This window comes from Halomonas sp. GD1P12 (assembly GCF_025725645.1).
Taxonomy (GTDB): Bacteria; Pseudomonadota; Gammaproteobacteria; order Pseudomonadales; family Halomonadaceae; genus Vreelandella.
This window is the reverse complement of the sequence record NZ_CP107007.1, coordinates 840,978-866,368: the sequence shown is the minus strand read 5'-3', so window position 1 is coordinate 866,368 and position 25,391 is coordinate 840,978. Positions and strand designations below refer to the sequence as shown.

The following is a 25,391-nucleotide window of genomic DNA, read 5'->3' as shown; positions in this document are numbered from 1 at the left end:
GTCAGACAACCCAAGCGAGCTCATGATCCTTCCCGAAGACGAAAAGTGTAGCTCACAATCGAACGCGTGTAGTTTAACAAACCCGCACGCGGGTAATTGGCATTGAGTGACTAATCGCCGCCCTGCTCGGACGCCACGCGTGCCTGGCTCGAGCGATAGTTTTGCCACAGGGTCAGCGCCAACAATCCAAGCGCCACGACCAGAAACGCCAGACTAATGGGGCGTGTGAAAAAGGGCGTCCAGTCCCCCTGGAAGGACTGCAGCCCACGGCGCAAATTGGCCTCGGCAATGGGCCCCAGAATGAGCCCCAGAATCACCGGCGCGGTACCAAAATCGTAGCGATTGAGAAAATACCCCAGCACGCCAAAACCAAGCATCAGATAGAGATTGAAAACATCGCCATCGACGCCGTAAACGCCGATGAAACAGAACACCAGAATGGCCGCCAGCAGCTGTTTTCTAGGCACCATCAGCACGCGAATGAACAGCTTGATGCCCAGACACATAATCAAGAGCATGAAGATGTTCGCCGCCAGGTACGCCAGGAAAATGCCGTAAACGGTGCCACTTTGATCGGCAAAAAGTAACGGCCCGGGCGTAATGCCCTGGATCATCAGGCCGCCCAGCAGCACCGCCGTGGCGGCTTCGCCGGGAATCCCCAGCGCCAGCGTCGGAATGAGTGCCCCGCCCAATAGCGCGTTATTGGCGCTTTCGACAGAGACGATGCCCGGTGCGTGCCCGGTGCCGAATTTATCCGGCGTTTTCGAGAACCGCCGCGTTTGATCGTAGGCGACCAGCGAGGCAATACTGCCCCCGGCGCCGGGTATCGGCCCGACCACCGACCCCGAAACGATGCCCACCAAAACCGCTTTCCAGTGCTTCAACGTTTCGATGAACCGCGGGCGGGCAATATCGATCCGGTGAGTGCTCTGCTTCATTCGCTCGTTCGGGTCGTACTCGAAGGTATCCTTGAGTACCTGGGACACCGCGAACAAGCCAATCAAGGCGGGCAGCAGATTGACCCCGGTCAGCAGCGAGAGCTCATCGAAGGTAAAGCGCCCCACGCCGGTGATGGGGTCGGTGCCGATTGTTGAGATAAAAAAGCCGATGATACCGGCGATCAGCCCCTTGATCAGCGACTTGCCCGCCACGGACGCGATGATGACGAGACCAAAGATACTCAGAGAGAAGTACTCTGCCGGCCCGAACCGCAGGGCGAATTCGGCGATGGGCGGCGCCAGCAGGCTGAGAATCACCATGCTGGCAACACCGCCAAAGAAGGACGCCACGATCGCCAGACCCAGCGCCCGCCCTGCTTCGCCTTTTTGCGCCATTGGAAAACCGTCGAAGGTGGTCGCCACCGACGAAGGCGTTCCGGGAATGTTGAGCAAAATGGCGGGGATCGAGCCGCTGGCCCCTGCCCCACAGAGCGCGCCCAGCAGCATGCCGATTCCCGCAACCGGCGGCATGCCGAAGGTCACGGGTAACAGCAGCGCGATCGCCATTGCCGAGGTCAACCCGGGTAGCGAACCCATGATGATGCCCAGCAGCGTGCCGCCGGCGATCGCCAGCAAGGTGCTCAGCTGAAGCACCATGCCCAGGCCTTCGAGATAACCGGAAATCATGTAAGCCTCCTAAATATCAACTCGAGGATGTCCGGTCACGTCGGGAGCGGAATTTGGAAAAGATCGGTAAAGACGTAAAAAATACAGCCCGCCAGTACGACCGAGAAAATCAGTGCGAACAAAACCGACAGCCCTTTTTTCGGCGCCGACAGCGTCGTCCAGGTACCGCCAATCACGGTCAGCCCCATCACGCATAAAAAGATGAATAGCGCTGTGCTGGCGATGTAGCCAAGCCGTTCGAACGTATAGATATACGCAACGAGCGCGGCAATGATGAACCCCCACTGGGCCACACCGCGCGCCGGAGAAGTGGCGCTGGAAGATGGCTCGGCGCCACGTTTGCTCCGCCACTGCCGGGTATCCTTGATCAGGCAGGGAATGGCCAGAATAAACACGAGGGCAGACAGAAACTGCGGAAAAAAAGAGGCCGACAGATCGCCGGGTATGTCGACGTTGGGCAAGGCCGACGCCGCGACGAACGCACTGGCCGACACGATCAGCAGGAAAATATCAAACAGCGGCTTTCCAATATCACGTTCCATACGATTACCTGGCAACTTTTATACCCAAGCGAGAAACGCCTGGTACAGCCACGCTGTCAGGCACGGGGTGCCCAACAGCGCATGGGGGTCGCGATTACTGAGCCAGATCACCCGCGGCTTCGCGCATGATAGTGGCCGATTCATCGATAAAGGCGTCGAGTTCTTCACCATAAAGCGGTGCAAGCTCTGTCCCCAGATTGTTTGCCGTTTCTTCGTAGGAGCCGTCTTCGACGATCTGCTGAATGGCGGCGACCCACGCCTCTTCCACTTCGTCCGGCAGACCTTTCGGGCCTACGATGCCGCGCCATACGGTCAGCGTCAGGTCATAACCGGACTCCTGGAACGTCGGCACGTCTGGCAGGTTGTCGCTGCGCTCGGCGTAGGTGGTAGCGAGCGCGTCCAAGCGGCCCGACTCGAGCGCGGAGCGAAGCTCGGCACCGCCCAACACGACGGCTTCGACGTGCCCGCCCATGGCAGCGGAAATGGCTTCCGAGCCGCCCGGGTAGGGAATCAGGTTGAACGTGGTATCCGTACGATCGGCGATGGCGTTGGCGGTGATATAGGCCGACGAGCCAACGCCGGAAGAGCCAACGCGAATGGAGCCGGCCGAAGCCGCTTCTACCAGGCTTTCGAGATCCTGGTAGGGGCTGTCGCTGCTGACCGCGACCAAATAGGGCTCTTCGACGATTTTGGCGATGAAATCGAAATCATCGTGGGTGAACGCCACGTTGCCCATCGCCTCGAGTGTGAGCATCGCGTTGCTGGCTGCCAGCAGCGTGTAGCCGTCCGCCGGCGAGGCAACGGCGCGCGACATGCCGACCGCACCACCGCCACCGGCGATGTTACGAATCACCAGCGTTTGGCCCAGCTGCTCTTCGATCAAGGGCTGAAGCGCACGCACGAACGTATCGTTACCACCGCCGGCAGAGAACGGTACGATCATGCTGATGTTTTTGGTGGGGTAATCCGCAGCCGCTTGGCCTGCGGCCACCATCGTGATGGCGAGCGTGACACTACCGAGTAGCTTTTTCATTGTTGATTGACCTCTTACTCAGGTTGAAAAACCCGGATAGTGAGCGAGTCATATCCGGGCATCGACGGTTAGCGAACCAGCGCCGGGCGCTTGGGATCGAACGTCCATCCGTCGATCAGGTACTGCATGGCCGTGGCATCGTTGCGGCCACCGGCGGGTAGGCTGCGATAAAGCGCGTGGGCTTTCTCGATTTCGGCCATGTCGATGTCGATGCCAAGCCCTGGCGCATCGGTGACCGCCACCTGGCCGTTTTTGATTTCCGGCGGATTGTGCGTCAAACGCGCATCGCCTTCCTGCCAGATCCAGTGCGTATCCAGCGCCGTCGTGCGCCCAACCGCGGCGGCACCCACGTGGGCAAACATGGCCAGCGAAATATCGAAGTGATTGTTGGAGTGGGAACCCCAGGTCATGCCATGGTCCTGGCATAGTTGCGAGACGCGCACCGCGCCAGACAGCGTCCAGAAGTGCGGATCCGCCAGCGGAATATCGACCGAGCGCAGCATCAGCGCGTGCGCCATTTCACGCCAGTTCGTCGCCACCATATTGGTGGCCACCGGCAGGCCCGTTGCATGACGGAACTCGGCGAGAATCTCGCGGCCCGAGAATCCCTGCTCCGCCCCACACGGGTCTTCGGCGTAGGCGATGACGCCATGCAGGTTCTTGCACAGCCTGATCGCTTCCTGAAGTGACCAGGCGCCGTTGGGGTCGATCGTGGTGCGCGCTTCGGGAAACGCGTTGTGTAGCGCGGTGACCGCCTCGATCTCCTGCTCGCCGGGAAGCGCCCCGCCCTTGAGCTTGAAATCCTTGAAGCCGTAGCGGTCATGAGCCGCTTGCGCGAGTTCGACGACCCCCTGCGGGGTCATGGCCGCCTCGTCGCGCAGGCGATACCAATCGTGGCTCAGCCCCTGCGTACCCCGCCGGAAATCCAGCGGTGTCGAATGCCCTTCTCCGATAAAGAAGAGATAGCCCAGCACATCGACCGCGTCGCGCTGTTTGCCGTTGCCCAATAGCTCCGCCACGGGCACGCCCAAAAACTTGCCCATCAGGTCAAGCAGCGCGGCTTCAAGGGCGGCGACGGCGTTGATGCGAAGCTCGAACGTCCAGGAGCCCTTGCCAAAATCCTCGAAGTCAGCGCTCTGGCCATCACGGTTGAGTGAGGCGACCAGCGAGCGCAGCTTGCCAAGGGACTGACCCACGACCAGCGCGCGCGCTTTCTCCAGCGACTGTTGAATCGTATCGCCGCCGGGTGCTTCACCCACGCCAACGTTGCCGGCGCTATCCGTGAGGATAATCAGGTTACGGGTGAAATACGGGGAATGGGCGCCACCGATATTGAGCAGCATGCTGTCACGCCCGGCAACGGGAATGACACGCATGTCGGTGATAGTGGGCGTATTGGGGGTGGGCATACACGTCTCCATCGATCCATGCGCGCATGAACCATCATTTGCACTCGCCGGGCAACAACGGGCAGGCCGAACTACCCGGCGATTTTTTTTCAAACGCTTAGAGCGACTTGGCGTTCTCGACGAGCTTTTTCAGCTGACCGACTTGATCGCTGTTGGGCATGGTCAGCGGCGCACGTACGCGGCCACCGGGGTAGCCCACGATGTCAGCGCCGGCCTTGATCAGGCTCACCGCGTAGCCAGGCGTGGTGTCGCGCAGCGTGACGAACGGAATGAAGAACTCGCGCGTGGCCTTGGCAACGAACTCGCTGTCGCCCTGACGCAGCGCCTTGTAAAACTTGACGGCCATGTCGGGTACGAAGTTGAAGACCGCAGACGAGTAGGTGCTCACGCCGATCGCCAGGTACGCTTCGGCGATGATTTCGGCCGTCGGTACGCCGCCCACGTAGCCAAGGCGGTCGCCCAGCGTCTTGATAGTGATGTTGAGCGCCTGCATGTCGCCCTTGCCATCTTTCAAACCGATCAGATTGTCGCACTGGTCGGCCAGCGACTTGACGGCGTTGACGTTCAAATAGCCGTTGGCGCGGTTGTAATAGATAACGCCCAGGTCCGTCGACTGGCAGACGCTCGCCGCATACTCGACGATGCCTTCCTGAGAGCACTCGGTCAGGTAAGGAGGCATCAGCAGGATACCGTCGGCGCCGGCTTCCTGAGCGATCTTCGCGTGCTGCTGGGCAAGCTCGGCGCTTTGGCCGGCACTGGCGATAATCGGCACGTGGCCACCGATCGTTTCGACCGCGACTTCGACGATTTCGCGGAACTCGTCCAGGGTGATGTTGAAAAACTCGCCCGTACCACCGGCGACAAACAGCGCAGAGACTTCATACTCCTTCAACCACAGCAAGCGCTTGCGATAGCTGTCGGCATCGAATTTGCCATTGGCATCGAAGTCGGTCACCGGGAATGACAGCAGGCCATCGGTAATGGAGGCTTTAAGCTCTTGTTTAGAAAAATTCATTACAAATCCTCTTGTTAGTTTAGCAAGCTAACGTAGCTGACGATGGTGCAATGCCCCAACGCAGGGCGCTCGAAACGAGGGCAGCAGCAGTATATTGGTGCATCTTGTCATACATCATACAAATACACCTCTAGACTTTAGGCTAATCCTTCATGAACTCAAAATGAGTCCTGGTATTTTCCCTGGCTGACCGGCCGATCGCTTCATAATACGGCTGTAGTAGCTCGACAAGGCGCTTTTCATGGAACACCTAAAGGCTAATACTCGGCGCTTACGGGTACCCGCTTCTTTCGAAGCGCTGACACGATCGACCAAACGATCAATGCAGCGATCATGGCGAAGAAAGCGGCGCTCACCGGCCTCTCGAGGAAGACCATCAAATCGCCACGGCTAAGCAGCATGGCGCGACGGAAGTTCTCCTCCATCATCGGCCCCAAAATGAACCCGAGAAGCAAGGGCGCCGGCTCGAACCCCAACAGTAAAAACAAACATCCCATCACGCCAAACAGCGCGACCAGCACGATATCCATGTTCGAGTAATTAATGCTGTAAACGCCGATAACGATGAAAAGAATGATCGAGGGATAGAGAATCGGATAGGGTATCTTCAAAAGCCTTACCCACAAGCCGACCATCGGGATATTGAGAATCAAAAGCAGCACGTTCCCAATCAAAAAGCTGATGACCAGCCCCCAGAAAAGATCCGGACTATCGGAAATCACGTTGGGTCCAGGCGTAATGCCATGAATCAAAAGCGCCCCCAGCATCAGCGCCATGACCGCATCGCCGGGTATCCCCAGCGTCAGGGTAGGAATGAACGCTGACTGAGCGGCGGCGTTGTTGGCGCTCTCCGGCGCCGTGATTCCTTCGATGGCGCCCTTGCCAAATTTTTCCGGGTTTTTCGAAATTCGCTTTTCCACGGCATAGGCGATGAACGACCCTATCGAGGTGCCGGTTCCCGGCAATATACCGATGCCCGTTCCAATGCCCGTTCCCCTCAACATCGGGAAAATGCTCTCCTTGATATCGCGTCGAGTCGGCAGTAGCGATTTGAACGTGATCTTTTTGTCGTCTTTTATCTGGATCACTTTGCCAACGTTGGCCACCACCTCGGTGACGCCAAAAATGCCCATGGCAATGGCAACGATATTCAGGCCGTCATAAAGAAACGTGAAACCAAAGGTGTAGCGCTGAAGCCCGGTGCTTACATCGGTCCCCACCACGCCCAGGATGAGGCCGAACACGACCGCAGCCAGCCCTTTTGCCGGGTTGCCCTGTACGAGAATCGCGGCCGCCACCAGCCCTAAAAGCATCATGGCGAAGTAATCGGCCGAGTTGAAAGCGACGGCGAAGTTGGCCAGCGGCGGGGCGAAGGCGGCCAGCACGATCACGGTAATAAAGCTTCCCACGAACGACGCGATCGTCGTCATGAATAGCGCAACGCCGGCCCGCCCGTCCTTGGTCATGGGATACCCGTCAAGGCATACCACCGACGATGAAGGCGTACCCGGCAGGTTCAACAAAATAGCGGCCGTCGACCCTCCGTATTGAGCGCCGTAATAAATACCGGCCAGCATGACCAGAGCCGTCGTGGCGGGCACGTAGTAGGTGAGCGGCAGCAGCATCGAGATGGCGGCCAGATGCCCCACCCCGGGAATGACGCCGATCAGCATCCCCACGGTGACGCCCAGCGCGCAGTACATGAGATTTTCGATGGTAAAAGCAACAGAGACCCCGAGCGCCAGGTTATTTAAAATTTCCATTAGAAACTCCAGGGAAACAGGCGAATGGGCATGTTAAGGCTCAGGATAAAGACGAGGTAGGAGATCAAACACAGCACCAACCCCAGCGCGGTGAGCTTGATGGGCTTGAAGGTTTTTTCACTAAGACCGCATAGATACACCAGCATCATGGTCGCCAGGAAAAGCCCCGCCGGCCTCATGAGCAAGGCGAAGACCACGATCGCCACCGTGATGCATACCAACGCTCTCACATTGAGTTTGGGAAACGCGGTTGCCGTTTTAGCCGACATTGCCATGGTGACAAGCCCAAGAACACAAAGCGACATGCCAAGAAAACGGGGAAGATAGCCGGGCCCCATGCTCCTTAGACTGCCCATGTCATACGCCTGCGCCTGCCAGAGAACGAGCGCCGATATGAGCAGGCAAACGAGCCCTGCCAAAAAATCGCGGTTGGTAAATATATGCATGGCGCGCATCTCGTATCCAAAAGAACGTAGCCAAGGAACAATGCCCTGCTCTTTCAAGCAGGACATGTTTGAGTCAGTTCACAGGAACACGATTACTGACCGATACCCGCGCTTTCAATGAAGCTTTCAAGCTCGCTTTTCTGCGCCGTCATCCACGCTCGCAGCTCGTCAGGTGACTCGGACGGCCTGGCTTGGCCACCCTGCTCGGCGATTTTCGCTTGAAGCTCTTCGGTCGACAGGATGGCAGCAAGCTCGGCTTGAAGGCGCTCGGTGATATCGGGTGGGCTACCGGCCGTTATGAGAATGCCCTGATAGGTTCCATCAAGCTCGCCTGGAAGGCCCAGCTCTCGAAACGTAGGCACGTCGGGCAGCTCTTCAAGCCGCTCTTCCCCGGTGACCGCCAACGCATGCATCTGATCGTTCAGGACAAACGGCAGCGAAGCGGTCGTGCCGTTTAGCAGCATATCGCTTTCACCGGATACCACGGCGCGAGTCGCATCAGAGCCGCCTCGGTAAGCGATAACGGTCCAGTCCAATCCCAGCTCCTGGATCAACCGTTCGGTCGTAATATGGTTGTTGGCGCCAACGCCCGACGTGGCAACGGCGAGTTCGCCGGGATTGGCGCGGGAATACTCGACCATGGCATCGAAACTTTCGAACTCGTGATTGGGTGAAACACCCAGTACGTAGGGCGAGTACGACACCATCGTCACGGGGTCTAGGTCCGTTTCGATATCGTAGGCAACGCTTTGCAAAACACTGGGGGCGGCCAATAGCGCGGTCAAATCGGAAAGCAGTAGTGTATGGCCATTGGGGTCGGCCTTGGCAACGAAGTCGGCGCCAATATTGCCGCCCGCGCCCGCCTTGTTCTCGACGATAACGGGCTGACCAATCGCATCGGAGAGCTCCGGCGCTATATAGCGCGCGAGAATGTCGGACGTACCGCCTGGCGCAAAAGGCACAATGATCCTGACAGGCCCCTGAAAATCCTGAGCCATGGCAGCGCTTCCCGCCAGCAGTAGCGACAGCGACGCTGCGCCCACGAATAAACCGTTCATCTTGTTCATTATTATTGCCCCAGTTATTGGCTTTTGATTTTTAGATAGTTGCAACCAACATCGTTTTTAAAGTCATATGTATTTAATCATACAGCTACAAGCTAGCCGCAGTTTCAGCGTTTGAACATACGACCAAAGTCAGTGTTTTAAACCACCCGAAAGCGGCGCACCACTAAGCGGTAACTTTTAAATCTCGATAGCCAACGAATCAAACTTTTCAGAAGAAATGACAAGCGGTATTGCAAGTTAAAAACGCAAAGTGTTCGGCTCTGAAGATAGGCTAAACCGTGGAGGGAAAATATTACCCGGCCCTCTCTTTTATTAATGATGCTAGGCCAAAAAAAAGGGCCAAACAGGCGTTGAACGCCTGATGGCCCTTACCACTTTCTAATAAAACTCGCGTGTTAGCGAACCAGCGCCGGGCGCTTGGGATCGAACTCCCAGCCCGCGACCAGGTACTGCATCGCCATGGCGTCGTTGCGCTGGGTCACGTCCAGCGACTTGTAGAGTCGATGCGCGGCCATTAGCTGCTCTTCGTCGAGCTCGACGCCAAGGCCTGGCGTCGACGGTACCTTCAGCTTGCCGTCGCGAATCAGGAACGGCTCTTTGGTGATGCGCTGGCCGTCCTGCCAGATCCAGTGCGTGTCGATCGCGGTGATCTCGCCCGGACACGCCGCGGCCACGTGGGTCATCATGGCCAGCGAAATATCGAAGTGGTTGTTGCTGTGCGAGCCCCAGGTCATGCCCCACTCGTTGCAAAGCTCACCCACCATGACCGCACCCTGCATGGTCCAGAAGTGACAGTCGGCCAGCGGAATATCGACCGCGTTGAGCTGAACGGCGTACTGCAGCTGTTTGAAATCGGTCGCGATCATGTTGGTCGCGGTCGGCAGGCCCGTGCGCTTTTTGAACTCGGCCATGGTTTCGCGGCCGGAGTAACTCTCTTCCTGACCGCAGGGGTCCTCGGCGTAGCTCAGAAGGTGCTTGATCGGATCCAGCACGCGAACGGCCTCATCGAGTTTCCAGGCACCGTTGGGGTCGAGCGTCAAGCGCGCCTCCGGGAACGCGTCGTGCAGCGCGCGGATGCAGTCGGCCTCTTCCTCGCCTCTGAGCACCCCGCCCTTGAGCTTGAAGTCCTTGAAGCCGTAGCGCTCATAAGCGGCCTTGGCCAGGTTGGCAACCGCGTCCGGCGTGAGCGCTTCCTGGTAGCGCACTTCGTCCCACGCGTCTTTCGGGTCGGTCGCTTTCGGGTAAGGCAGGTCCGTCTTGCCCGGGTCGCCCAGCAGGAACAGATAGCCCAGCGCCTCGACTTCATCGCGCTGGCGGCCGTACTGCCCCAACAGATCCGCCACCGGCAGGCCCACGGCCTGGCCGTAAAGATCCAGAAGCGCCGACTCGAGTCCGGTGATGACGTGAACCGCCACGCGCAGATCGAAGGTTTGGCGACCGCGCTCTTCGCGCCCGTTTTTTGAAAGCGCCACGCGGGCGCTGTTCAGCGTCTGTTTGAACGCGTTGATGGTCGAGCCTTCGACGATATCGCGACACTGCTCCAGTCCCTTGAGAATGCCTTCGCTCGAAGGAATCTCCCCTACCCCCTTGTTGCCCGCATCGTCTTCAAGGATGACGACGCAGCGAATGAACCAGGGCGCGTGGCCACCGCTCAGGTTAAGCAGAAAACCGTCGTAGCCAGCAACGGGAACGACCTTCATTGATTTGATTTTGGGAAACATGGCGATTGACTCTCTTGTTGAAACCAGTGAAAGCGATAAAAGGTGTTCAGGTAACCGGCGCTGGATTGAAAAGCACCAGGTCGTTGTGAATGCCCAAACGGTCCGCAGCGGCCTGTTTACGGCCGCTGGCGATATCGAGGATAAGATGGAAAAGCTCCCAGCCAAGATCCTCGATACTGGCCTCGCCGGTGGCGATACGCCCGGCGTCCAGGTCGATGATGTCGTGCCAGCGCTTGGCCAGGTGCGAGTTGGTCGCCACCTTGAGCACGGGCACCATGGCAAGCCCGTAGGGTGTACCGCGCCCGGTGGTGAAGACCTGCAGGTTCATGCCGGCGGCCAGCTGGAGTGTGCCGCAGATGAAGTCGCTGGCCGGCGTGGCCGCGAAGGTAAGTCCCTTGCGCCGCAGGCGCTCGCCCGGGCCGATGACGTCGACGATCGGCGAATTACCGGACTTGATGACCGAGCCCAGCGCCTTCTCGACCACGTTGCTCAACCCCCCCTTCTTGTTACCCGGGGATGGGTTGGCGCTACGATCGGCCTGGCCTTGCAAAAGATAGTCATCGTACCAGGCCATTTGATCGATCAGCGCCTGGCCGACGTCACGGTCGATGGCCCGCGGGGTCAGCAGATGAATGGCATCGCGCACTTCGGTGACCTCAGAAAACATGACGCTGCCGCCGGCACGCACGATCAGATCCGTGGCAAAGCCCACCGCCGGGTTGGCCGTCACGCCGGAGAAAGCGTCGCTGCCGCCACACTGCATGCCGACCGCCAATTCCGAGGCCGGGCAGGTTTCGCGGCTTCGCTTGTTCAGGCGCTCGAGATGGCGCTCGGCCATGGCCAGAATGCCGTCGACCATCTCGCCAAAGCCTTCGAAGCTCTCGTCCTGCAGGCTCAATACGTTGGCTTCGGGATCGGCGGCTTCGGTATTTTCGTAAATCTTCACCGGGCGGTCTTCGAGCAGCGTCGAGGGCTGGAGTTTTTCACAGCCAAGCCCGATCACCATGATCTCGTTGCCGAAATTCGGGTTGAGCGCGATATTCTTGAGCGTGCGAATGGGAACGATCGCCGCCGGCGCGTTGATCGCCACGCCGCAGCCATAGCTGTGATTGAGCCCGACCACGTCATCGACGTTGGGAAAACGCGGCAAAAGCTCGCGCTTGATCCGCGCGACCACGTACTCCACGGTGCCGGCCACGCACTGAACGCTGGTGGTAATCCCCAATACGTTCTTGGTGCCGACGCTGCCGTCGGGGTTGCGAAACCCCTCGAAGGTGTAGCCTTCGAGCGGCTCCTGCGCCGGGGGCTGGCGGGTTGCCAGCGGCAGCTCCTCGAGCGCCGGGGCAACCGGCAGGCGCACGTTGTGCTCGTTGACGTGCGCGCCGCGCTCGATGGCCACGACCGCGGTGCCGATCACCTCGCCGTAGCGCACAATGTCATCGTTTTGCTCGATCGGCTTGAGTGCCACCTTGTGGCCCTGCGGGATCGGCATCGTGGTCGTGCAGTCGTCGTTGATCGTCACCCCCGCTTCGAGGCCGCCATGCTCGATCACGATGGCAACGTTGTCGCTCGGGTGTACCTGAATGACGCGTGAATTAGTCGTTACGTGAGTCATGATGCGCTCCTGAATCGGTGTGCGAAGGGTCATGCATTTGACTCAGCTCCATCTTCTGCCGAGCGCGGGACTTGAAGCCCATCACGATGGCAAACAGCACGGATGCGGCAATCAGCCCCCAGAGCACCATGGCGATCGGGCTCTTGGTGAAGAAAATGCCATAGGTGCCGAAGGATTCAAGGCTCTTGACGAAGTAGACTTCCGCCTGGCTACCCAGAATGAACCCAATGATCAGCGGCGCGACTTCAAGCCCGATTTTCTGAATCAGATAGCCCAGCACCCCAAAGATCAAAAGCGTCCAGACATCGAACATGATGCCGTAATTGATCGCGTAAGCGCCCACCACACACATCATGACGATGAGCGGGTACAGAATGTGCTTGGGCACCATCACCACCTTGGCGATGTGCTTGATGGCAAAGAACATCAGTCCGAACATGATGAAGTTCGCCAGCACCAGCGCCGTCATCATGACGTACCAGGTGTCGTGGTTTTCCGGAATGAACAGCGGCCCGACCTGGATGCCCTGAAGGGTGAACGCGCCGATCAAAACGGCCGTGGTAGAGTCTCCCGGAATACCCAGCGATAACAGCGGAATCAAGGCGCCGCCAGTCAGCGCGTTGTTGGCCGATTCCGACGCGATCAACCCTTGCGGGGCGCCCTTGCCCATCTGCGAGGAGTCCTTCGCCAGATTCTTTTCCTGGGTGTAGGCGAGCACGGATGCCGCACTGCCACCCACGCCTGGCAGCATGCCGACGAAGGTCCCGATGAACGAGGAGCGCGTCAGATTGGTGAAGCTACCCTTGAAAATCGAGAACGAGAAACTGCCTTCCTTGCCGATCTTGATACGCTCACCGGCCATGTCGCGCTTCACGCCCTTTTCCGCCTCGAGCAAAATGGTGGAAATACCAAAAATACCGATCAGCACGGGCAGCAGTGAAAAGCCTTCGAACAGATAGGGTTCCATGAAATCGAACATCAGCCGGGTATGGCCGTTGCCGCCATCGGAGATGCTGTAATCACCGATCAGGCTCAGCCAGATGCCGATCACGCCGCTGAAAATGCCGATCAGCATGCTGCTGGAAAGCGAGGCGATGACGGAAAGTGCCAGCAAAATGATGAGAAACTTCTCCACGTAGGAGAACTTGATCGAAAAGTCGGCCAGAAGCGGCGCAAACAAAAACAGTACCAGCGCGCTGACCAGCCCGCCCACCAATGAGGCGATCACGCAGACGCGCAGCGCCTTTTCGCCTTCCCCCTTCTGGGCCATGGGGTAGCCGTCAAAGGTCGTGGTAATCGAGGACGGCGTGCCGGGAATATTCAACAGCACCGCCGGCACCATGCCGCCGGAAATACCGCCGACGTAGAGGCCCAGCAGCAGCGCAAGCCCGTGATTCAAGCCCAGCGCATAGGTCAGCGGCAAACACACGGCCACCGCCATGGTGGCGGTCATGCCTGGAATCGCGCCAAAGATGATACCCACGAGGGTGCCAAAGCTGACGAGCATTAAAAAGGAGAGATCGATAAAGGTTAGAAATTCCATGGCGATATACCCGCTCCGGTCACGGCAGAGTAATGGTGAAGAGCTTGGCGAGCACGAACCAGGCAAGCGTCGGCGCGACGATGGCATTGATCACGACGATGATGAGCGCTTTTTTCGTCCACTCGTGGAGATACATCAGTGACATGACCAGCACAAAAGCCATCGACACGAACAAAAAGCCATACCCGGTATAGGGGAACAGATCGCCAACCACGGCCATCAGGTAGAAGTAGGCACAGATCAGCGCCAGCGTGCCGAAAAAGCGCGCGGAATCTCTCGACTCACCGATGATGGGCAGCGTGCGTTCTCCGCGTTTGACCGCGGCCAAAAAAGGCACCACTTTCGTTACCAGAATGAGCGCGAACAGCCCAGCCAATACCCAGTGAACGATGTGGGGGAAAAACAGGTGCGACGTTTCGAAATCGATCGAAACGCTCAACGGATCTGACGCCATAACGGCTCCAAGAACGTAAACTCGGCGCGCGCCGGGCTCTCGGGAGAAAGTCCGTCACGCGCCTAGTTGGGGATGAGCGACCGATGGGCAGGCCCACCGGTCGCCGTTTGCTTAATCAAGGTTGCTGATGATCTCTTCGTAGCGCGACATTTTCTCTTGCAGATACTCGGAGGCTTCAGCGGAAGGCTTGAAATCGGGGATGAAGAAGGCGTCCAGTTGGGCTTGCTGAATCTCGCCTTCGTCGTAGATCTCGGCCAGCGCCTCGTCGATTTGATCGACGATGCCCTGATCCATCTCCTTGTTATAAAGGAAGAAGAACTCCTTATCGAAGGTGAAGTTTTCGTCATCGCCCATGGTGACCGTCACGTTAGGCTCGACGTATTCGAGAAGCTGCTCGCGGCTTGTCTGACCCAGCCCCTCTTCCGGCGCCTGTTCGATGGTGTCCTGGCGCGCGGTCAGCCAGATAAAGCGCATGGCCTTCTGGTCGTCTTCCGGCAGACGCGTGTACTGCTCGTTGGCCTGGACACTGCCGTTGATGATATCGGCCTGGCCGTCGAACAGCTGCTGGTTCTTGTCAGACTGAGAGCCGGTATTGACGGCCACCAGGTTCTCTTCCTGGCCCGGATGCTCGATGGCAATCGCATTTTTAAGCGCGCTGTAACCGATCTCCGAAACGCCGCCAGGCTGAATGGCCACGCGCACGGTTTCGCCATTGCCTACCGCGGCGACGACATCGTCGAGCGTCTGGTAAGGCGAGTCCATGGGCACCAGGTAAGCATTGCCGGGGTTGATGGCGATCGTCGGCCCAACGGTGTAGTTCTCGAAAACGTCGTCGTAGCCTTCGACGCCGTAAAGATGGCCAAGATAGGACTGATCGTGGAAAATCATCAGGGTATTGCCCCGGGAATCCCGATCCAGCGTGCGAAACGCAGAGCTTGCGCCCACGGCATCGACTTTCATGTTCAAACCGAGATGCTCGGCCAGACGGTCTACCACGATGCTGGCATTCTGGTAGGTATCGCCGCCGGTCGAGGTCGACCCGATCACGACACGGACGTTGCCGCGTAGCTGGGCATCCTGCGCCATGACGACACCGGAACTCAGGGCGAGCCCTGTCATAAGACCAGCGACACTAACACTCATCAGCGTTTTTTTGGTTAGCATAAGCGTACCTTTTGCGTTCATAGTGAGTTGTTGCTTTAAAGAGAACGGCTCTTCGTCTCAAGGCCCTTGGCGACCTTCCACCACCTGATGGTTGACAACGTCTGGCGCACTGCAGGCGGTACTTTAGAAGTTATTGATAATACATCATACAAGTAGGAGATTAAGAACAAGCGCTGTACGGGGCAAGCGTAAAAACCGAAAACGCGACCAAAGTTTAATCCTTGATCAACGTTGAACTGTAAAAAACGGGTGTTTGTTCTCGAAACCGAATCAAGCTTTATGTCATGACGGCGTCAAGACGATCGCAACGTTAAAGGTGCAGAACCAGATCCTCGCGAAAGCGATAACGGCCCACCTCCTCCGGATACCCGCCCGGATTGGCCACCACCCGCGTTCCCTCCTGCACCAGATCCACCGGCTCGTGCACATGGCCGTGAATCCAGAGATCCATGCGCCCCATCAGCGGTGCCAGGTGCGAGGCGAACGCCGGGGAGAGCACATCGCCGACGTATTGCAGGGGAATGCAGTCGCGAAGTGGCGCGTGGTGGCTGATGACCACGCGCGGGCCCTCAAAAGGTTCACTTAGCGCCTGGGTCAGCCAGCCGAGCGCCTCACGGTGAAGTGCCTGACTCGCCTCAGGGGTGAAAACCTCACCCTGCCCGTCGGTGATGATCTGATAATCCGGCATCAGCCGGCGGGCTTTCCGAGCACACGCCTCAAAACTGCGGGCGGGATCCTCGGCGTACAGGTTGAAATCGGTCCAGAGCGTAGTGCCATAAAAACGCACACCCCCCAGGGTGAGTGCGCGGTTGTCCAGAAGCTCGATACCCAGGCGCCTGGCTTCACGGGCCAGGGTTTGGCGGTGCTCGGTCAGATGGGCGTCGTAGAACTCATGGTTGCCGGGGACGTAGAGAATGGGCAGGTCGGGAAAGCGCGCCCGCGCCCAGCCAAGGCCCTCGGCGCCACGATGGATGTCGCCGGCGAGCACCAGAGCGTCCGCCTCGACATCGGGTATCATTCGCCCGCCAGGAAAGTGTTCGAGGTGCAGATCCGACAGTACGTGCAGGCGCATGGCATCTCCTTGAACGTCACTGCCCGCCCGTTGTGCGCGGGCGAGCCTGATGCTAACTACCTGATCACTAGCGTTTCAGGAAGTTGCTTTTCACCAGATGGACGACTTCATCCATACGCCCACTGAGCACCGCCTTGGCGGAGTAAAGCGCGGTGGCAGCGACCTGGCCGGTTTCCACTTTCGGTGGCATGACCAGCTCCATCGGGTTGGTCATCACGTCCAGAAGCGCCGGGCCCGGCTGGGCCAGCCACTCGGTCACCGCGGCGTCGAGCTCGTCCTCGCGCTCGACGCGTTTGCCCCAGAGCCCGATGGCACGAGCGACATCGCCAAAGTTGGGGTTTTGAAGCTCGGTGTAGGCGTCGAGCATGCCCTCCACCTTCTGTTCGAGCTCGACGAAACTCAGCGACTGGTTGTTGTATACGGCGATTTTCAGCGGAATCTGGCGCTGCACCAACGTCAAGAGATCGCCCATGAGCATGGAGAGCCCGCCGTCGCCGCACAGCGCGATCACCTGGCGGCCCGGGTAGGCGAGTTGAATACCCATTGCTTGAGGATAGGCGTTGGCCATGGTGCCGTGCTGCAGGCTCGAAAGCGTCTTGCGCTGTGCGCCGGTGTGGATATGGCGCAGCATCCAGACGTTGACGCTGCCGGTATCGGCGGTGAACAGCGCGTTGTCATCACTTAGCCGGTCGATGGCGAGCGTCAGCTCCTGGGGGTGAATCGTCGTGTTGCTCTTCGTATCGTGCGCCGACTTCTCGAGGGATTTTTTATAGCGTTTCAGGCATTTATCGAGCCAGCTCGTGTGCTCGTTGGCCTGGACGCTTTGCACCAGCGCCTCGCAAGTTTCGGCGATGGTGCCAACGATGCCGACATCTACCGGGTAGCGCTTGCCGATCTGGGTCGGCTCATGGTCGACCTGGATGATGTTCGCTCCGTCCGGATAGAACTGGGCAAACGCGAAACTGCAGCCGAGCAGCAGCAGCGTGTCGCACTCCGCCACCGCGTGGTAGCCGCCTTCCAGCCCGTACACGCCGGTCATGCCGACCTGGTAAGGATTGTCGTACTCGATGTAGTTCTTGGCCCGCGAGGTCCAGGCGATCGGCGCCTTGAGCTTTTCGGCCAGCGCAATCACCTGATCGCGTGCGTCCTCACAGCCGGCGCCAGCGAAAATGGTGATCTTGCCGCCCTTGTTGAGCTCGCGCACCGCCGGTACCAGCGCCTGGGCGCTGGGGCGAATCGAGTAGTCGAAGGTGTGAGCCTTGAAGCTCAGCTCGCCGGACGGTTTTTGGGTCATGACGTCGCCGGGCACGATCAGCACCGCCACACCGCGCTTGGCAATCGCCGCCTGGGCGGCCATGGCCGCCGTGCGCCCGGCCTGCTCAGCCGACACGATGGTTTCGCAAAACACGCTGTACTGCTTGAAGATCGCGCTTTGATCCACCTCCTGGGGAAAGTGGTTACCGACCTCGCCCAGCGCAATTTGACTGGCGATCAGCACCACCGGTGCGTTGTTACGGTGGGCGTCGAACAAGCCGTTGACGAAGTGCAGACTGCCCGGCCCGCAGGAGCCTGCACAGAGCGCAAGCTCGCCAGTCATGTACGCCTCGCCGCCAGCGGCAAAGCCCCCGACCTCTTCGTGGCGCACTCCCACCCACTCGATTTCGCTCGTCCTGAGCGCATCAGTGAAGTGGTTGAGCGAATCGCCTACCACGCCGTAGCAGCGCTTGGCGCCGGCGTCTTGTAGGGTATCGACCAGGATTTCAGCTACGTTCTTGCTCATTTGGCGACTCCGTTCGCGAAAGGGAAAACCTCCCCAAGCCTAGCTCCTGCTGCGCCGGTTTGCCGGATTAAAGCGCCGATACGGATAAAAATCGCTTAATGCTGCAGCGCAGCAAGAAAGCGACTATACTGTGAGGGTTCGCACACAAGGAGCACGCGAAAATGTCTACCATGTTGCAGGACCTCGGCCGTAACGAGGTATGGAACTTCTGGGAAGAGCAGGCCAGATGGCAGCGCTTGGCAGCGGAAGGATTCGCCGCTCACGTTGGCTAACGCAGGTCCTCTTAAAAGCGACCAGCATCGTCGCGAACATTGTTACCTACACCGCCACAAACACAGAGCCAGCGCCTAGCGCTGGCTTTTTAGTGTGGCGTGCTAGCGCTTTCTAATCGCGGGAGCCAAGGCGCTTTAGATAGGCGTCCTGGAGCACGTACATGCGCTTGACGTCACGGTAGCGGCCGTTGATGAAGAACTCCTGCACCAGATGCCCCTCCTCGATGAAGCCACAGTCGCGGTAAAGGTGCACCGCCCGGGTGTTCTCGACGGCGACGATCAGGTACACCTTGTGCAGGTTCAAAATGGTGAAGGAGTAGCCGAGCGCCTGATGGATCATCGAACGCGCGTAGCCGCGCCCCTGATGCTCCGGGGCGACGATGATCTGAAACTCGGCGCTTCGATGGATGTAATCGATTTCGATCAGCTCGACCAGGCCGATGGCTACGCCAGCGGCGTCCTGCACGACGAAACGGCGCTCGGCGTTGTCATGGATATGCTTGTTGTAGAGCTCCTCGAGCTCATCGAAGGATTCGTAGGGCTCCTCGAACCAATAGGACATGACGCTCTGGTTGTTGTTGAGCTCATGAATAAAGCGCAGATCGCTTCGCTCAAGCGCGCGCAGGTACAGAACCGGGGTCATCGTCGGACTCGCTGAGATGGCGTTCAAAGGAGAAAAAGTCGGCTAGTGGGTGTGGCGTGCCTTCGATCAGCGCGCGCAGAAGCGGTGCGCCCATCATCGAGTAGCTAATGCCGTTGCCGCCGTAAGCCAGGGCGAAGTAGACGTGCGGCCCCCACCGTTTGCAGGCGCCAAAATACGGCAGCCCATCCTCGGTTTCGGCGAAGGTGCCCGCCCAGCTAAAGGTCGGGTTGATCTCTAGATCCGGCCACAGGGCCTCGACCTTGCGGGCCAGGCCATGGGCCTTGTCCATGACCCGTTCGTCGCGCCGCGCCGGAATATCGGTGTCATCGTCGTCGCCGCCGACCAGAAGCCGCCCCTCGTCGGTGGCGCGCATGTACAGATAGGGTCTGGCCGATTCCCACACCATCGTATGGCGCAGCTTGCCGAGCTTTTCCGGCGCAATGGGGTCGGTCACGAAGGCGTAACTGCTGCGATTTTTCGCCACTGAATGATCCAACCAACGCTGCGACTCATAGCCCGCCGCGATCACTACCTTGCCCGCCTCGAGCGTGGCGCCGTTTTTGAGGCGCACCCGCACGCCGTCGGCGGTAGGGTCGATCGCATCCACTTCGGTGCGATCGAACACCTCGCCACCCAGGCATCGCAGGCGCTCGAACAATCGATACGCCATGAGATAAGGGTCGATACTGGCGGCCAGCCGCGACAGGATCGCGCAGGGCGCCTTTATTCCGTAGGCCGCATAAAGCGCCTCGCGATCGAGCCACTGCATGTCGAAGCCGTGCTTCTCGCGCAGGGCGAACTCGGCCTCAAGCGCCGGTACGTCCTCTTCGCTGGTGGCGTAATAAAGGCTTTCGTGGCGCTCGAAAGAGACGTTACCGAGCTCTCCGGCGAGGCGCTCGAGCGTCAAGATGGCGTCGGCACAGCCCTGATACGCCATGACCGCGTGGCGCTCGTCGTAGCGCTGGGTCAAGTCGACCAGATGAGTATCGATTTCGTACTGTAAAAGCGCGGTGCTCGCCGCCGAGCTGCCCCAGCCGATGTCGCGGCGCTCGACCACCACCACGTGGTGGCCGTGCTGGCAAAGCTCATCGGCGATCAGCGCGCCGGTGATGCCGCCGCCGATGACGAGCACATCGCAGGCGTGGTCGTGCTCCAGTTGAGGAAAAGAGACAAGCAGGCCATTTTTCACCGCCCAGAACGGATAACCGCTTTTGAGATCCATTTCATCGCCTTTACGTGGCTGTACTGTGAACCATTCTTTTGTTACCTATGGTTCTGTTAACCATAGCGGCTGATGATCGTCTTGTCCGTAGCCTACGGAAAGTAAAGCGCCAGCCATGAAAGGAGCCAGCCCCGTGATCGATCTACGCAGCGATACCGTCACCCGACCAAGCCCGGCCATGCGCGAGGCGATGCTCGCCGCCGCCCTGGGCGACGACGTCTGGGGCGACGACCCCACCGTCAACGCCTTTCAGCAGGACCTGGCCGAGCGTGCCGGAAAAGAAGCCGCGCTGCTCTTTCCAAGCGGCACTCAAAGCAACCTGGTAGGTCTGATGGCGCACTGCGAGCGCGGTGACGAGTACATCGTCGGCCAGAGCGCCCACACCTACCGCTATGAAGGCGGCGGCGCGGCGGTGCTGGGCAGCATTCAGCCCCAGCCGATCGAAAACGCCTCGGACGGTACGCTGCCGCTTGAAAAGATAGACGCCGCGGTCAAGGCCGACGACCCCCACTTCGCCCGCACCCGGCTGCTGGCGTTGGAAAACACCATCGCCGGCAAGGTGCTGCCCGGGGACTACCTTCAAAAAGCCACCGCGCTCGCCCGTCAGCATGGCCTCGCCACCCACCTGGACGGCGCGCGGCTATTCAACGCCATGGTGGCCACGGATAGCTCGCTCGAGGCGATGTGCCGGCCGTTCGATAGCGTGTCGCTTTGTTTCTCCAAAGGGCTCGGCGCGCCGATCGGCTCGGCGCTGGTGGGCTCCCACGCGTTCATCACAAAGGCGCGGCGCTGGCGCAAGGTGGTCGGCGGCGGCATGCGTCAATCCGGGCTCATCGCCGCGGCCTGCCAGTACGCGCTCGATCACCATGTGGAAGAGTTAAAAGACGACCACCGCCGCGCGGCGCGACTGGGCGAGGGTCTGGCGGCGATGCCCGGGCTCACGGTGACGTCTCAGGCGACCAACATGGTGTTCACCCAGGTCGAGAAGGGCCATATCGCCTCGCTCGCCGCGTGGCTCAAGGAGCACGACATTCTGCTCGATCTTGTCTACGCCACGCGTTTTGTGGTGCATCGTGATATCAACGATAGCGACATCGAGCGCGTGATCGAGGTGATAAAAGCGTATTTCGACCGCCAGGCGTAAGTACTGGACGTAAGCACTAGACGTAAGTGCTCACAGCCGACGTAGCCCCCACATGAAATAGGCGCCGCCGATGAGCGAGGCGACCAGCCCCGCGGGAATGTCGTAGGGGAACATCACCTGGCGGCCAATGAGGTCCGCCAGCACCATCAACAGCGTGCCGATCAGGGCCGCACCTAAAAGATGCCACCAGGCGCGGGAAAAGCCCATCAGCCTCGCCATGTGCGGGGCCAGCAGGCCGATGAACGATAGCGGCCCGACCACCAGCGTTGCGCAGGCGGTGAGCACCGCCACCAGCAGCAACAGCGCCAGCCGCGCGCGGTTGAGCGCGATGCCGAGGCCCTGCGCGGTCGCCGCCCCCAGCGGCAGAATGTCGAGCCAGCGGGTGAAAGGCAGCGCCAAAAGTAGAAGCCCCGCCGCCGCCGCGCCAACCAGTGCCGCACTTGGCACATCGACGTAATAGGTGGAACCGGCAAGCCAGGCGATCACCTGCTGGCCGCGCGGGTCGCCGCCGGCCAGAATGACGCCGCGCACCGCGTCGAACAGCGCCCCGATGGCTACGCCGCTAAGCAGCAGCCGCTCCGGCGCAAAACCGCTTTTGCGATTGACCAGAATCAAAACCCCAAGTGTCAAAAGCGCCCCCAGCGTGCCCACGGTGACCAGCAGTGCGCTACTCGACGCCGGCAGCCAATAAATGCCGAGAATCAGCGCGATCGCGCAGCCGCCGCTGATGCCCAGTACCTCCGGGCTTGCCATTGGGTTACCGGAGAGCCGCTGCAAGAGGGTACCCGCCACCGCCAGCATCAGCCCGCTGGCCGCTGCCGCGATCACCCGGGGGGCGCGCCACTCCATGACGGCGGCGTCGAAAGGCGACACCATGCTCACGCCCTGCCCGCTCTGACCCACCATCAGGGCCAGCAGTATCGCGCCGATCAGCGTTACCAAAAGCTGCGCCGCCAGCCGCGCCGGCGCTTTGTGGCGGCGCAGCGCCACGTGGGACGCTTGGGGCGGGCGGTCGCTTCCAAGCTTCAAGCGTGGAATCAGCCACAGCAGCAGCGGCGCACCCAGTGCGCCGGTCACCGCGCCGGTGGGCAAGAGCGTTGTGAGCTGGCCAGAGAAGCGCTGCAGCAAAAGATCGGTGGTGGCCAGCAGTACCGCCCCCAGAAGCGCTGAAAACACCAGCCGCGGGCCAAGGCGCCGGGCACCGGCCATGCGCACGATGTTCGGCGCCGCCAGGCCGATAAAACCGATGATACCCACCACGCTGACCACGCTTGCGGTAATGAATACCGCGACGCCCAGCCCGCCCAGGCGCAGGTACTTGAGCGAAAACCCCAGGCTTTTGGCACTGGCGTCGTCGAGTTCCAGCACCGCCAGCGGGCGGATCAAAAGCACCGCGGCCACCGCGCTGAAAGCGAAGCGGATCGAGAGCGTGGCCACGCCCTCCCAGCCGTTTTGCGCAAGCGACCCCGCCCCCCAGATCAAAAGTCCCGCCAGGGTTTCATGATTGAACAGCAGCACCGCGGTGGCCAGCGCCCCCAGGTAGAGATTGACGACCAGCCCCGCCAGTACCACCACGACCGGCGCCAAGCGGCGCCGCCAGGCAAGCCCGAACACCAGCGCCATGGCCGCCGCACCGCCGCCAAGCGCCACCCACTCGCGCCCAAACGCCAAAAGCCCCGGCGCCAGCAGCGTGGCCAGCATCAGCGCCAGGTTGGCGCCGCTGGCCACCCCCAGGGTGGTCGGTGAAGCCAGCGGGTTACGCAGCACCTGCTGCATCAACACGCCGGCCAGCGCCAGCGCCGCACCGGCCAGTAGCGACACCGTAAGCCTCGGCCACCACGCAAAATGCAAAAGCTGCGACTCGACGCTTGCAGGATCGGACGCAAATAGCGCACGAAGACTAACGCTCAAACCGCCCTGGGCGGCGATGGCAGTGGCGAGCAGTACAAGAAGTGGTAGAGCCAACAGGCCGCAAGCCACTTTTGGCGGGATACGCGATGTCGACAGCACGGCTACCAAACGCCCGGTAAAACGAAAAAAACGAAATCAAGCGCAGTCATGGAAAGCCAGTCACAGGAAAAGAAGGAAACGATGAAAAGAAATAATTCGACGCCAGGATTCTAAATGATAAGTATTAACACTACAATTGGACGATTCATTTGCTCATACCCTTGGGAGCCGCGCATGTTCGACGTCCTGGACGCCCGCTTTACCGTCGCCGGCAAGCCCTTGCTTCACCCCATCGCGCATACGTTCGAGCAAGGCAAGGTCGTCGGACTCATCGGCCACAACGGTTCGGGCAAGTCGACCCTGATCAAGCTGCTGGCCCAGCAGAACGCGCTATCCGGCGGCGACATCCTGTTCGACCAGCGCCCGCTCGCCCAGTGGGGGCACCGCGAGTTCGCCCGTCAGGTGGCCTACCTGCCCCAGCACCTGCCCAGCGCCGAAAACCTGACCGCACGCGAGCTGATCGGTTTTGGCCGCTACCCGTGGCACGGGCTTTTGGGTCGTCATACCCAGAAGGACCGGGACGCCGTTGAGCGCGCCATCGCCTTGACCCATACCGATGCCTTTGCCGACCGGCTGGTGGACACGCTCTCCGGCGGGGAGCGCCAGCGCGTTTGGCTCGCCATGCTGCTCGCCCAGGGCAGCCGCTTTCTGCTGCTCGACGAGCCGCTGGCCGCACTCGACATCGCCCACCAGATCGAGGTGCTGGCGCTAACGCGAAAGCTCTGCGACGAGCTCGACTTGGGCGTGATCATCGTGCTGCACGACATCAACATGGCTGCTCGCTACTGCGACGAGCTATTGGCACTCAAAAGCGGCCGGCTGCTGGCGCACGGCACGCCGGAGGAGATGATGCACGCTCAGACGCTGGAGGCGATTTACGGGCTACCCATGCAGGTGATCGACCGCCCCGGCGGGCGCTCCCCCATCGCCGTGGCCCACTAAACGCGCCGATACGCTTGAAGAATTCGTCGGAAGCGGTTTAACTGATAACCATTATCGATTAATCTGGGCGCTGACAGGTCGATGTCTCGATGCCCCTGGAGTGCGACAATGCCCCTGGCTTTCTGCGAACCCGACATTCTACGCCCCACCACACTCGCCGAGTGCTACACCGACCGGCTGGCGCACCTGACACCGCCGCGCATCGGCGGTGCTCCGCCTGCGGGCGCCATCAAGGCATCGCGCTGGCGCAACCCGGCGCTTTTGGAGCAGAGCATCGCACCTTACGCGGCGCGCTTTCCCGGCGGCGATCGCCGCGCGGTCGCCTCACTCTGGTCCAAGTGGCTGTTTAGTTCGCTCACCGTGCCCACCGTTGTCTCTCACCTGCTGCTCGACCGAAACCTGCCGGTGTCGCTGGATGACGTATATGTGCTGCCCAACGAGCAGGGCTGCGTGACCGGGCTTTGGCTTGCCCATGAAGGCGAACGCATCACCACCCGCGATCCGGTCGAGCGCTTCTCGACGCTAATCGACGGGCATTGGGCGCCGCTGATCGAGCGTCTATCGACGCTGGTAGGACTGGCTCCACGGGTGTTCTGGAGCAACGCCGGCGGCTATCTAGACTACTATGTCAACCTGCTGGCCGAGCACCCCGGCGTTCGCCCGAACGCCCTGACCGCTGCCCGCGCTCTTCTGGAGTCGCGCACCCTGGACGGCCAGCGCAACCCGCTCTACCAGCCGGTACGAAGCTACCAGCCCAAGGGATCGACAGAGGTCAAGCAGGTGCGCAAGCTCTGCTGTTTGCGCTACCTGCTCGACGAGTTCGAGGTCTGCAGCAACTGCCCGCTCGAAGGGTGCGATCGCCGCGCCCGGCGCTAATCGCCCCGCCTCCCACGCGTTTTTGCACTGTTA

Annotated in this window: 21 protein-coding genes; 3 read left to right on the top strand and 18 right to left on the bottom strand. The window is 60.2% G+C overall.

The window, feature by feature from the left end; genetic code table 11:
- Window positions 1-110: 110 nt before the first annotated feature.
- The 17 genes from OCT39_RS04050 to OCT39_RS03970 form a co-directional block, all read right to left on the bottom strand.
- The gene (locus tag OCT39_RS04050; RefSeq protein WP_263586415.1) at window positions 111-1,625 is read right to left on the bottom strand and encodes a tripartite tricarboxylate transporter permease; all 1,515 of its coding nucleotides are present in this window, start codon (window positions 1,623-1,625) and stop codon (window positions 111-113) included.
- A gap of 35 nt (window positions 1,626-1,660) precedes the next feature.
- The gene (locus OCT39_RS04045) at window positions 1,661-2,167 is read right to left on the bottom strand and encodes a tripartite tricarboxylate transporter TctB family protein (protein WP_263586414.1); all 507 of its coding nucleotides are present in this window, start codon (window positions 2,165-2,167) and stop codon (window positions 1,661-1,663) included.
- 94 nt (window positions 2,168-2,261) lie between these two features.
- A complete protein-coding gene (locus OCT39_RS04040; protein WP_263586413.1) occupies window positions 2,262-3,200 on the bottom strand; it encodes a Bug family tripartite tricarboxylate transporter substrate binding protein in 939 nt (312 codons plus the stop codon).
- Between the two features lie 68 nt (window positions 3,201-3,268).
- Window positions 3,269-4,609: a glucarate dehydratase family protein gene (locus OCT39_RS04035; RefSeq protein ID WP_263586412.1), complete on the bottom strand. Its 1,341-nt coding sequence runs from the start codon at window positions 4,607-4,609 to the stop codon at window positions 3,269-3,271.
- 97 nt (window positions 4,610-4,706) lie between these two features.
- Window positions 4,707-5,624, bottom strand: coding sequence for a 5-dehydro-4-deoxyglucarate dehydratase (kdgD, locus tag OCT39_RS04030; RefSeq protein WP_263586411.1), 918 nt, complete (start codon window positions 5,622-5,624; stop codon window positions 4,707-4,709).
- Between the two features lie 257 nt (window positions 5,625-5,881).
- Window positions 5,882-7,387 (bottom strand): tripartite tricarboxylate transporter permease, encoded by a 1,506-nt coding sequence (locus OCT39_RS04025; RefSeq protein ID WP_263586410.1) that lies wholly within the window; start codon window positions 7,385-7,387, stop codon window positions 5,882-5,884.
- Window positions 7,387-7,899 (bottom strand): tripartite tricarboxylate transporter TctB family protein, encoded by a 513-nt coding sequence (locus tag OCT39_RS04020; RefSeq protein ID WP_263586409.1) that lies wholly within the window; start codon window positions 7,897-7,899, stop codon window positions 7,387-7,389. The genes OCT39_RS04025 and OCT39_RS04020 overlap by 1 nt, the downstream gene beginning before the upstream one ends.
- A 26-nt stretch (window positions 7,900-7,925) precedes the next feature.
- The gene (locus OCT39_RS04015; protein ID WP_263586408.1) at window positions 7,926-8,891 is read right to left on the bottom strand and encodes a Bug family tripartite tricarboxylate transporter substrate binding protein; all 966 of its coding nucleotides are present in this window, start codon (window positions 8,889-8,891) and stop codon (window positions 7,926-7,928) included.
- A gap of 404 nt (window positions 8,892-9,295) precedes the next feature.
- On the bottom strand, window positions 9,296-10,621 hold the full coding sequence (locus OCT39_RS04010) for a glucarate dehydratase family protein (protein WP_263586407.1): 1,326 nt from the start codon (window positions 10,619-10,621) through the stop codon (window positions 9,296-9,298).
- Window positions 10,622-10,667: 46 nt separating this feature from the next.
- Window positions 10,668-12,236 carry a galactarate dehydratase gene (gene garD / locus OCT39_RS04005; RefSeq protein ID WP_263586406.1) on the bottom strand — a complete coding sequence of 523 codons (1,569 nt, stop codon included), beginning with the start codon at window positions 12,234-12,236 and terminating at the stop codon, window positions 10,668-10,670.
- Window positions 12,217-13,779: a tripartite tricarboxylate transporter permease gene (locus OCT39_RS04000; protein WP_263586405.1), complete on the bottom strand. Its 1,563-nt coding sequence runs from the start codon at window positions 13,777-13,779 to the stop codon at window positions 12,217-12,219. Before OCT39_RS04000 ends, garD begins: the two co-directional genes overlap by 20 nt.
- A 19-nt stretch (window positions 13,780-13,798) precedes the next feature.
- A complete protein-coding gene (locus OCT39_RS03995; RefSeq protein WP_263586404.1) occupies window positions 13,799-14,233 on the bottom strand; it encodes a tripartite tricarboxylate transporter TctB family protein in 435 nt (144 codons plus the stop codon).
- Window positions 14,234-14,344: 111 nt separating this feature from the next.
- The gene (locus OCT39_RS03990; RefSeq protein WP_263586403.1) at window positions 14,345-15,319 is read right to left on the bottom strand and encodes an ABC transporter substrate-binding protein; all 975 of its coding nucleotides are present in this window, start codon (window positions 15,317-15,319) and stop codon (window positions 14,345-14,347) included.
- A gap of 388 nt (window positions 15,320-15,707) precedes the next feature.
- The gene (locus OCT39_RS03985; protein WP_263586402.1) at window positions 15,708-16,469 is read right to left on the bottom strand and encodes a metallophosphoesterase; all 762 of its coding nucleotides are present in this window, start codon (window positions 16,467-16,469) and stop codon (window positions 15,708-15,710) included.
- A gap of 67 nt (window positions 16,470-16,536) precedes the next feature.
- Entirely contained in the window at window positions 16,537-18,249 is a 1,713-nt protein-coding gene (locus OCT39_RS03980) for a thiamine pyrophosphate-dependent enzyme (protein ID WP_263586401.1), read from the bottom strand.
- A 384-nt stretch (window positions 18,250-18,633) separates the two neighbouring features.
- On the bottom strand, window positions 18,634-19,164 hold the full coding sequence (gene speG / locus OCT39_RS03975; RefSeq protein WP_263586400.1) for a spermidine N1-acetyltransferase: 531 nt from the start codon (window positions 19,162-19,164) through the stop codon (window positions 18,634-18,636).
- The gene (locus OCT39_RS03970; RefSeq protein ID WP_263586399.1) at window positions 19,133-20,386 is read right to left on the bottom strand and encodes an NAD(P)/FAD-dependent oxidoreductase; all 1,254 of its coding nucleotides are present in this window, start codon (window positions 20,384-20,386) and stop codon (window positions 19,133-19,135) included. Before OCT39_RS03970 ends, speG begins: the two co-directional genes overlap by 32 nt.
- Window positions 20,387-20,519: 133 nt before the next feature.
- Here OCT39_RS03970 and ltaE point away from each other — a divergent pair, with 133 nt between their 5' ends.
- Window positions 20,520-21,530, top strand: a complete 1,011-nt coding sequence (gene ltaE / locus OCT39_RS03965) for a low-specificity L-threonine aldolase (RefSeq protein WP_263586398.1) — start codon at window positions 20,520-20,522, stop codon at window positions 21,528-21,530.
- 30 nt (window positions 21,531-21,560) lie between these two features.
- Here ltaE and fhuB read toward each other — a convergent pair whose 3' ends face one another.
- Entirely contained in the window at window positions 21,561-23,540 is a 1,980-nt protein-coding gene (gene fhuB / locus OCT39_RS03960; protein ID WP_263586397.1) for a Fe(3+)-hydroxamate ABC transporter permease FhuB, read from the bottom strand.
- 174 nt (window positions 23,541-23,714) lie between these two features.
- On the opposite strand from fhuB, the gene OCT39_RS03955 reads away from it, so the two are divergent.
- Both OCT39_RS03955 and fhuF read left to right on the top strand, forming a co-directional pair.
- On the top strand, window positions 23,715-24,482 hold the full coding sequence (locus OCT39_RS03955; protein ID WP_263586396.1) for an ATP-binding cassette domain-containing protein: 768 nt from the start codon (window positions 23,715-23,717) through the stop codon (window positions 24,480-24,482).
- Between the two features lie 108 nt (window positions 24,483-24,590).
- The gene (fhuF, locus tag OCT39_RS03950; protein ID WP_263586395.1) at window positions 24,591-25,358 is read left to right on the top strand and encodes a siderophore-iron reductase FhuF; all 768 of its coding nucleotides are present in this window, start codon (window positions 24,591-24,593) and stop codon (window positions 25,356-25,358) included.
- Window positions 25,359-25,391: the final 33 nt, after the last annotated feature.

What these genes read in the sequence shown, in the direction of transcription:
- OCT39_RS03980 (WP_263586401.1), bottom strand. Translation starts at nt 18,249, where the DNA reads ATGAGCAAGAACGTAGCTGAAATCCTGGTCGATACCCTACAAGACGCC.
- garD (WP_263586406.1), bottom strand. Translation starts at nt 12,236, where the DNA reads ATGACTCACGTAACGACTAATTCACGCGTCATTCAGGTACACCCGAGC.
- OCT39_RS04045 (WP_263586414.1), bottom strand. Translation starts at nt 2,167, where the DNA reads ATGGAACGTGATATTGGAAAGCCGCTGTTTGATATTTTCCTGCTGATC.
- OCT39_RS03990 (WP_263586403.1), bottom strand. Translation starts at nt 15,319, where the DNA reads ATGGCGCAGGATGCCCAGCTACGCGGCAACGTCCGTGTCGTGATCGGG.
- OCT39_RS03995 (WP_263586404.1), bottom strand. Translation starts at nt 14,233, where the DNA reads ATGGCGTCAGATCCGTTGAGCGTTTCGATCGATTTCGAAACGTCGCAC.
- OCT39_RS04035 (WP_263586412.1), bottom strand. Translation starts at nt 4,609, where the DNA reads ATGCCCACCCCCAATACGCCCACTATCACCGACATGCGTGTCATTCCC.
- OCT39_RS03985 (WP_263586402.1), bottom strand. Translation starts at nt 16,469, where the DNA reads ATGCGCCTGCACGTACTGTCGGATCTGCACCTCGAACACTTTCCTGGC.
- OCT39_RS04020 (WP_263586409.1), bottom strand. Translation starts at nt 7,899, where the DNA reads ATGTCCTGCTTGAAAGAGCAGGGCATTGTTCCTTGGCTACGTTCTTTT.
- OCT39_RS04040 (WP_263586413.1), bottom strand. Translation starts at nt 3,200, where the DNA reads ATGAAAAAGCTACTCGGTAGTGTCACGCTCGCCATCACGATGGTGGCC.
- OCT39_RS04050 (WP_263586415.1), bottom strand. Translation starts at nt 1,625, where the DNA reads ATGATTTCCGGTTATCTCGAAGGCCTGGGCATGGTGCTTCAGCTGAGC.
- OCT39_RS04000 (WP_263586405.1), bottom strand. Translation starts at nt 13,779, where the DNA reads ATGGAATTTCTAACCTTTATCGATCTCTCCTTTTTAATGCTCGTCAGC.
- OCT39_RS04010 (WP_263586407.1), bottom strand. Translation starts at nt 10,621, where the DNA reads ATGTTTCCCAAAATCAAATCAATGAAGGTCGTTCCCGTTGCTGGCTAC.
- OCT39_RS03955 (WP_263586396.1), top strand. Translation starts at nt 23,715, where the DNA reads ATGTTCGACGTCCTGGACGCCCGCTTTACCGTCGCCGGCAAGCCCTTG.
- speG (WP_263586400.1), bottom strand. Translation starts at nt 19,164, where the DNA reads ATGACCCCGGTTCTGTACCTGCGCGCGCTTGAGCGAAGCGATCTGCGC.
- OCT39_RS04015 (WP_263586408.1), bottom strand. Translation starts at nt 8,891, where the DNA reads ATGAACGGTTTATTCGTGGGCGCAGCGTCGCTGTCGCTACTGCTGGCG.
- fhuF (WP_263586395.1), top strand. Translation starts at nt 24,591, where the DNA reads ATGCCCCTGGCTTTCTGCGAACCCGACATTCTACGCCCCACCACACTC.
- kdgD (WP_263586411.1), bottom strand. Translation starts at nt 5,624, where the DNA reads ATGAATTTTTCTAAACAAGAGCTTAAAGCCTCCATTACCGATGGCCTG.
- OCT39_RS04025 (WP_263586410.1), bottom strand. Translation starts at nt 7,387, where the DNA reads ATGGAAATTTTAAATAACCTGGCGCTCGGGGTCTCTGTTGCTTTTACC.
- OCT39_RS03970 (WP_263586399.1), bottom strand. Translation starts at nt 20,386, where the DNA reads ATGGATCTCAAAAGCGGTTATCCGTTCTGGGCGGTGAAAAATGGCCTG.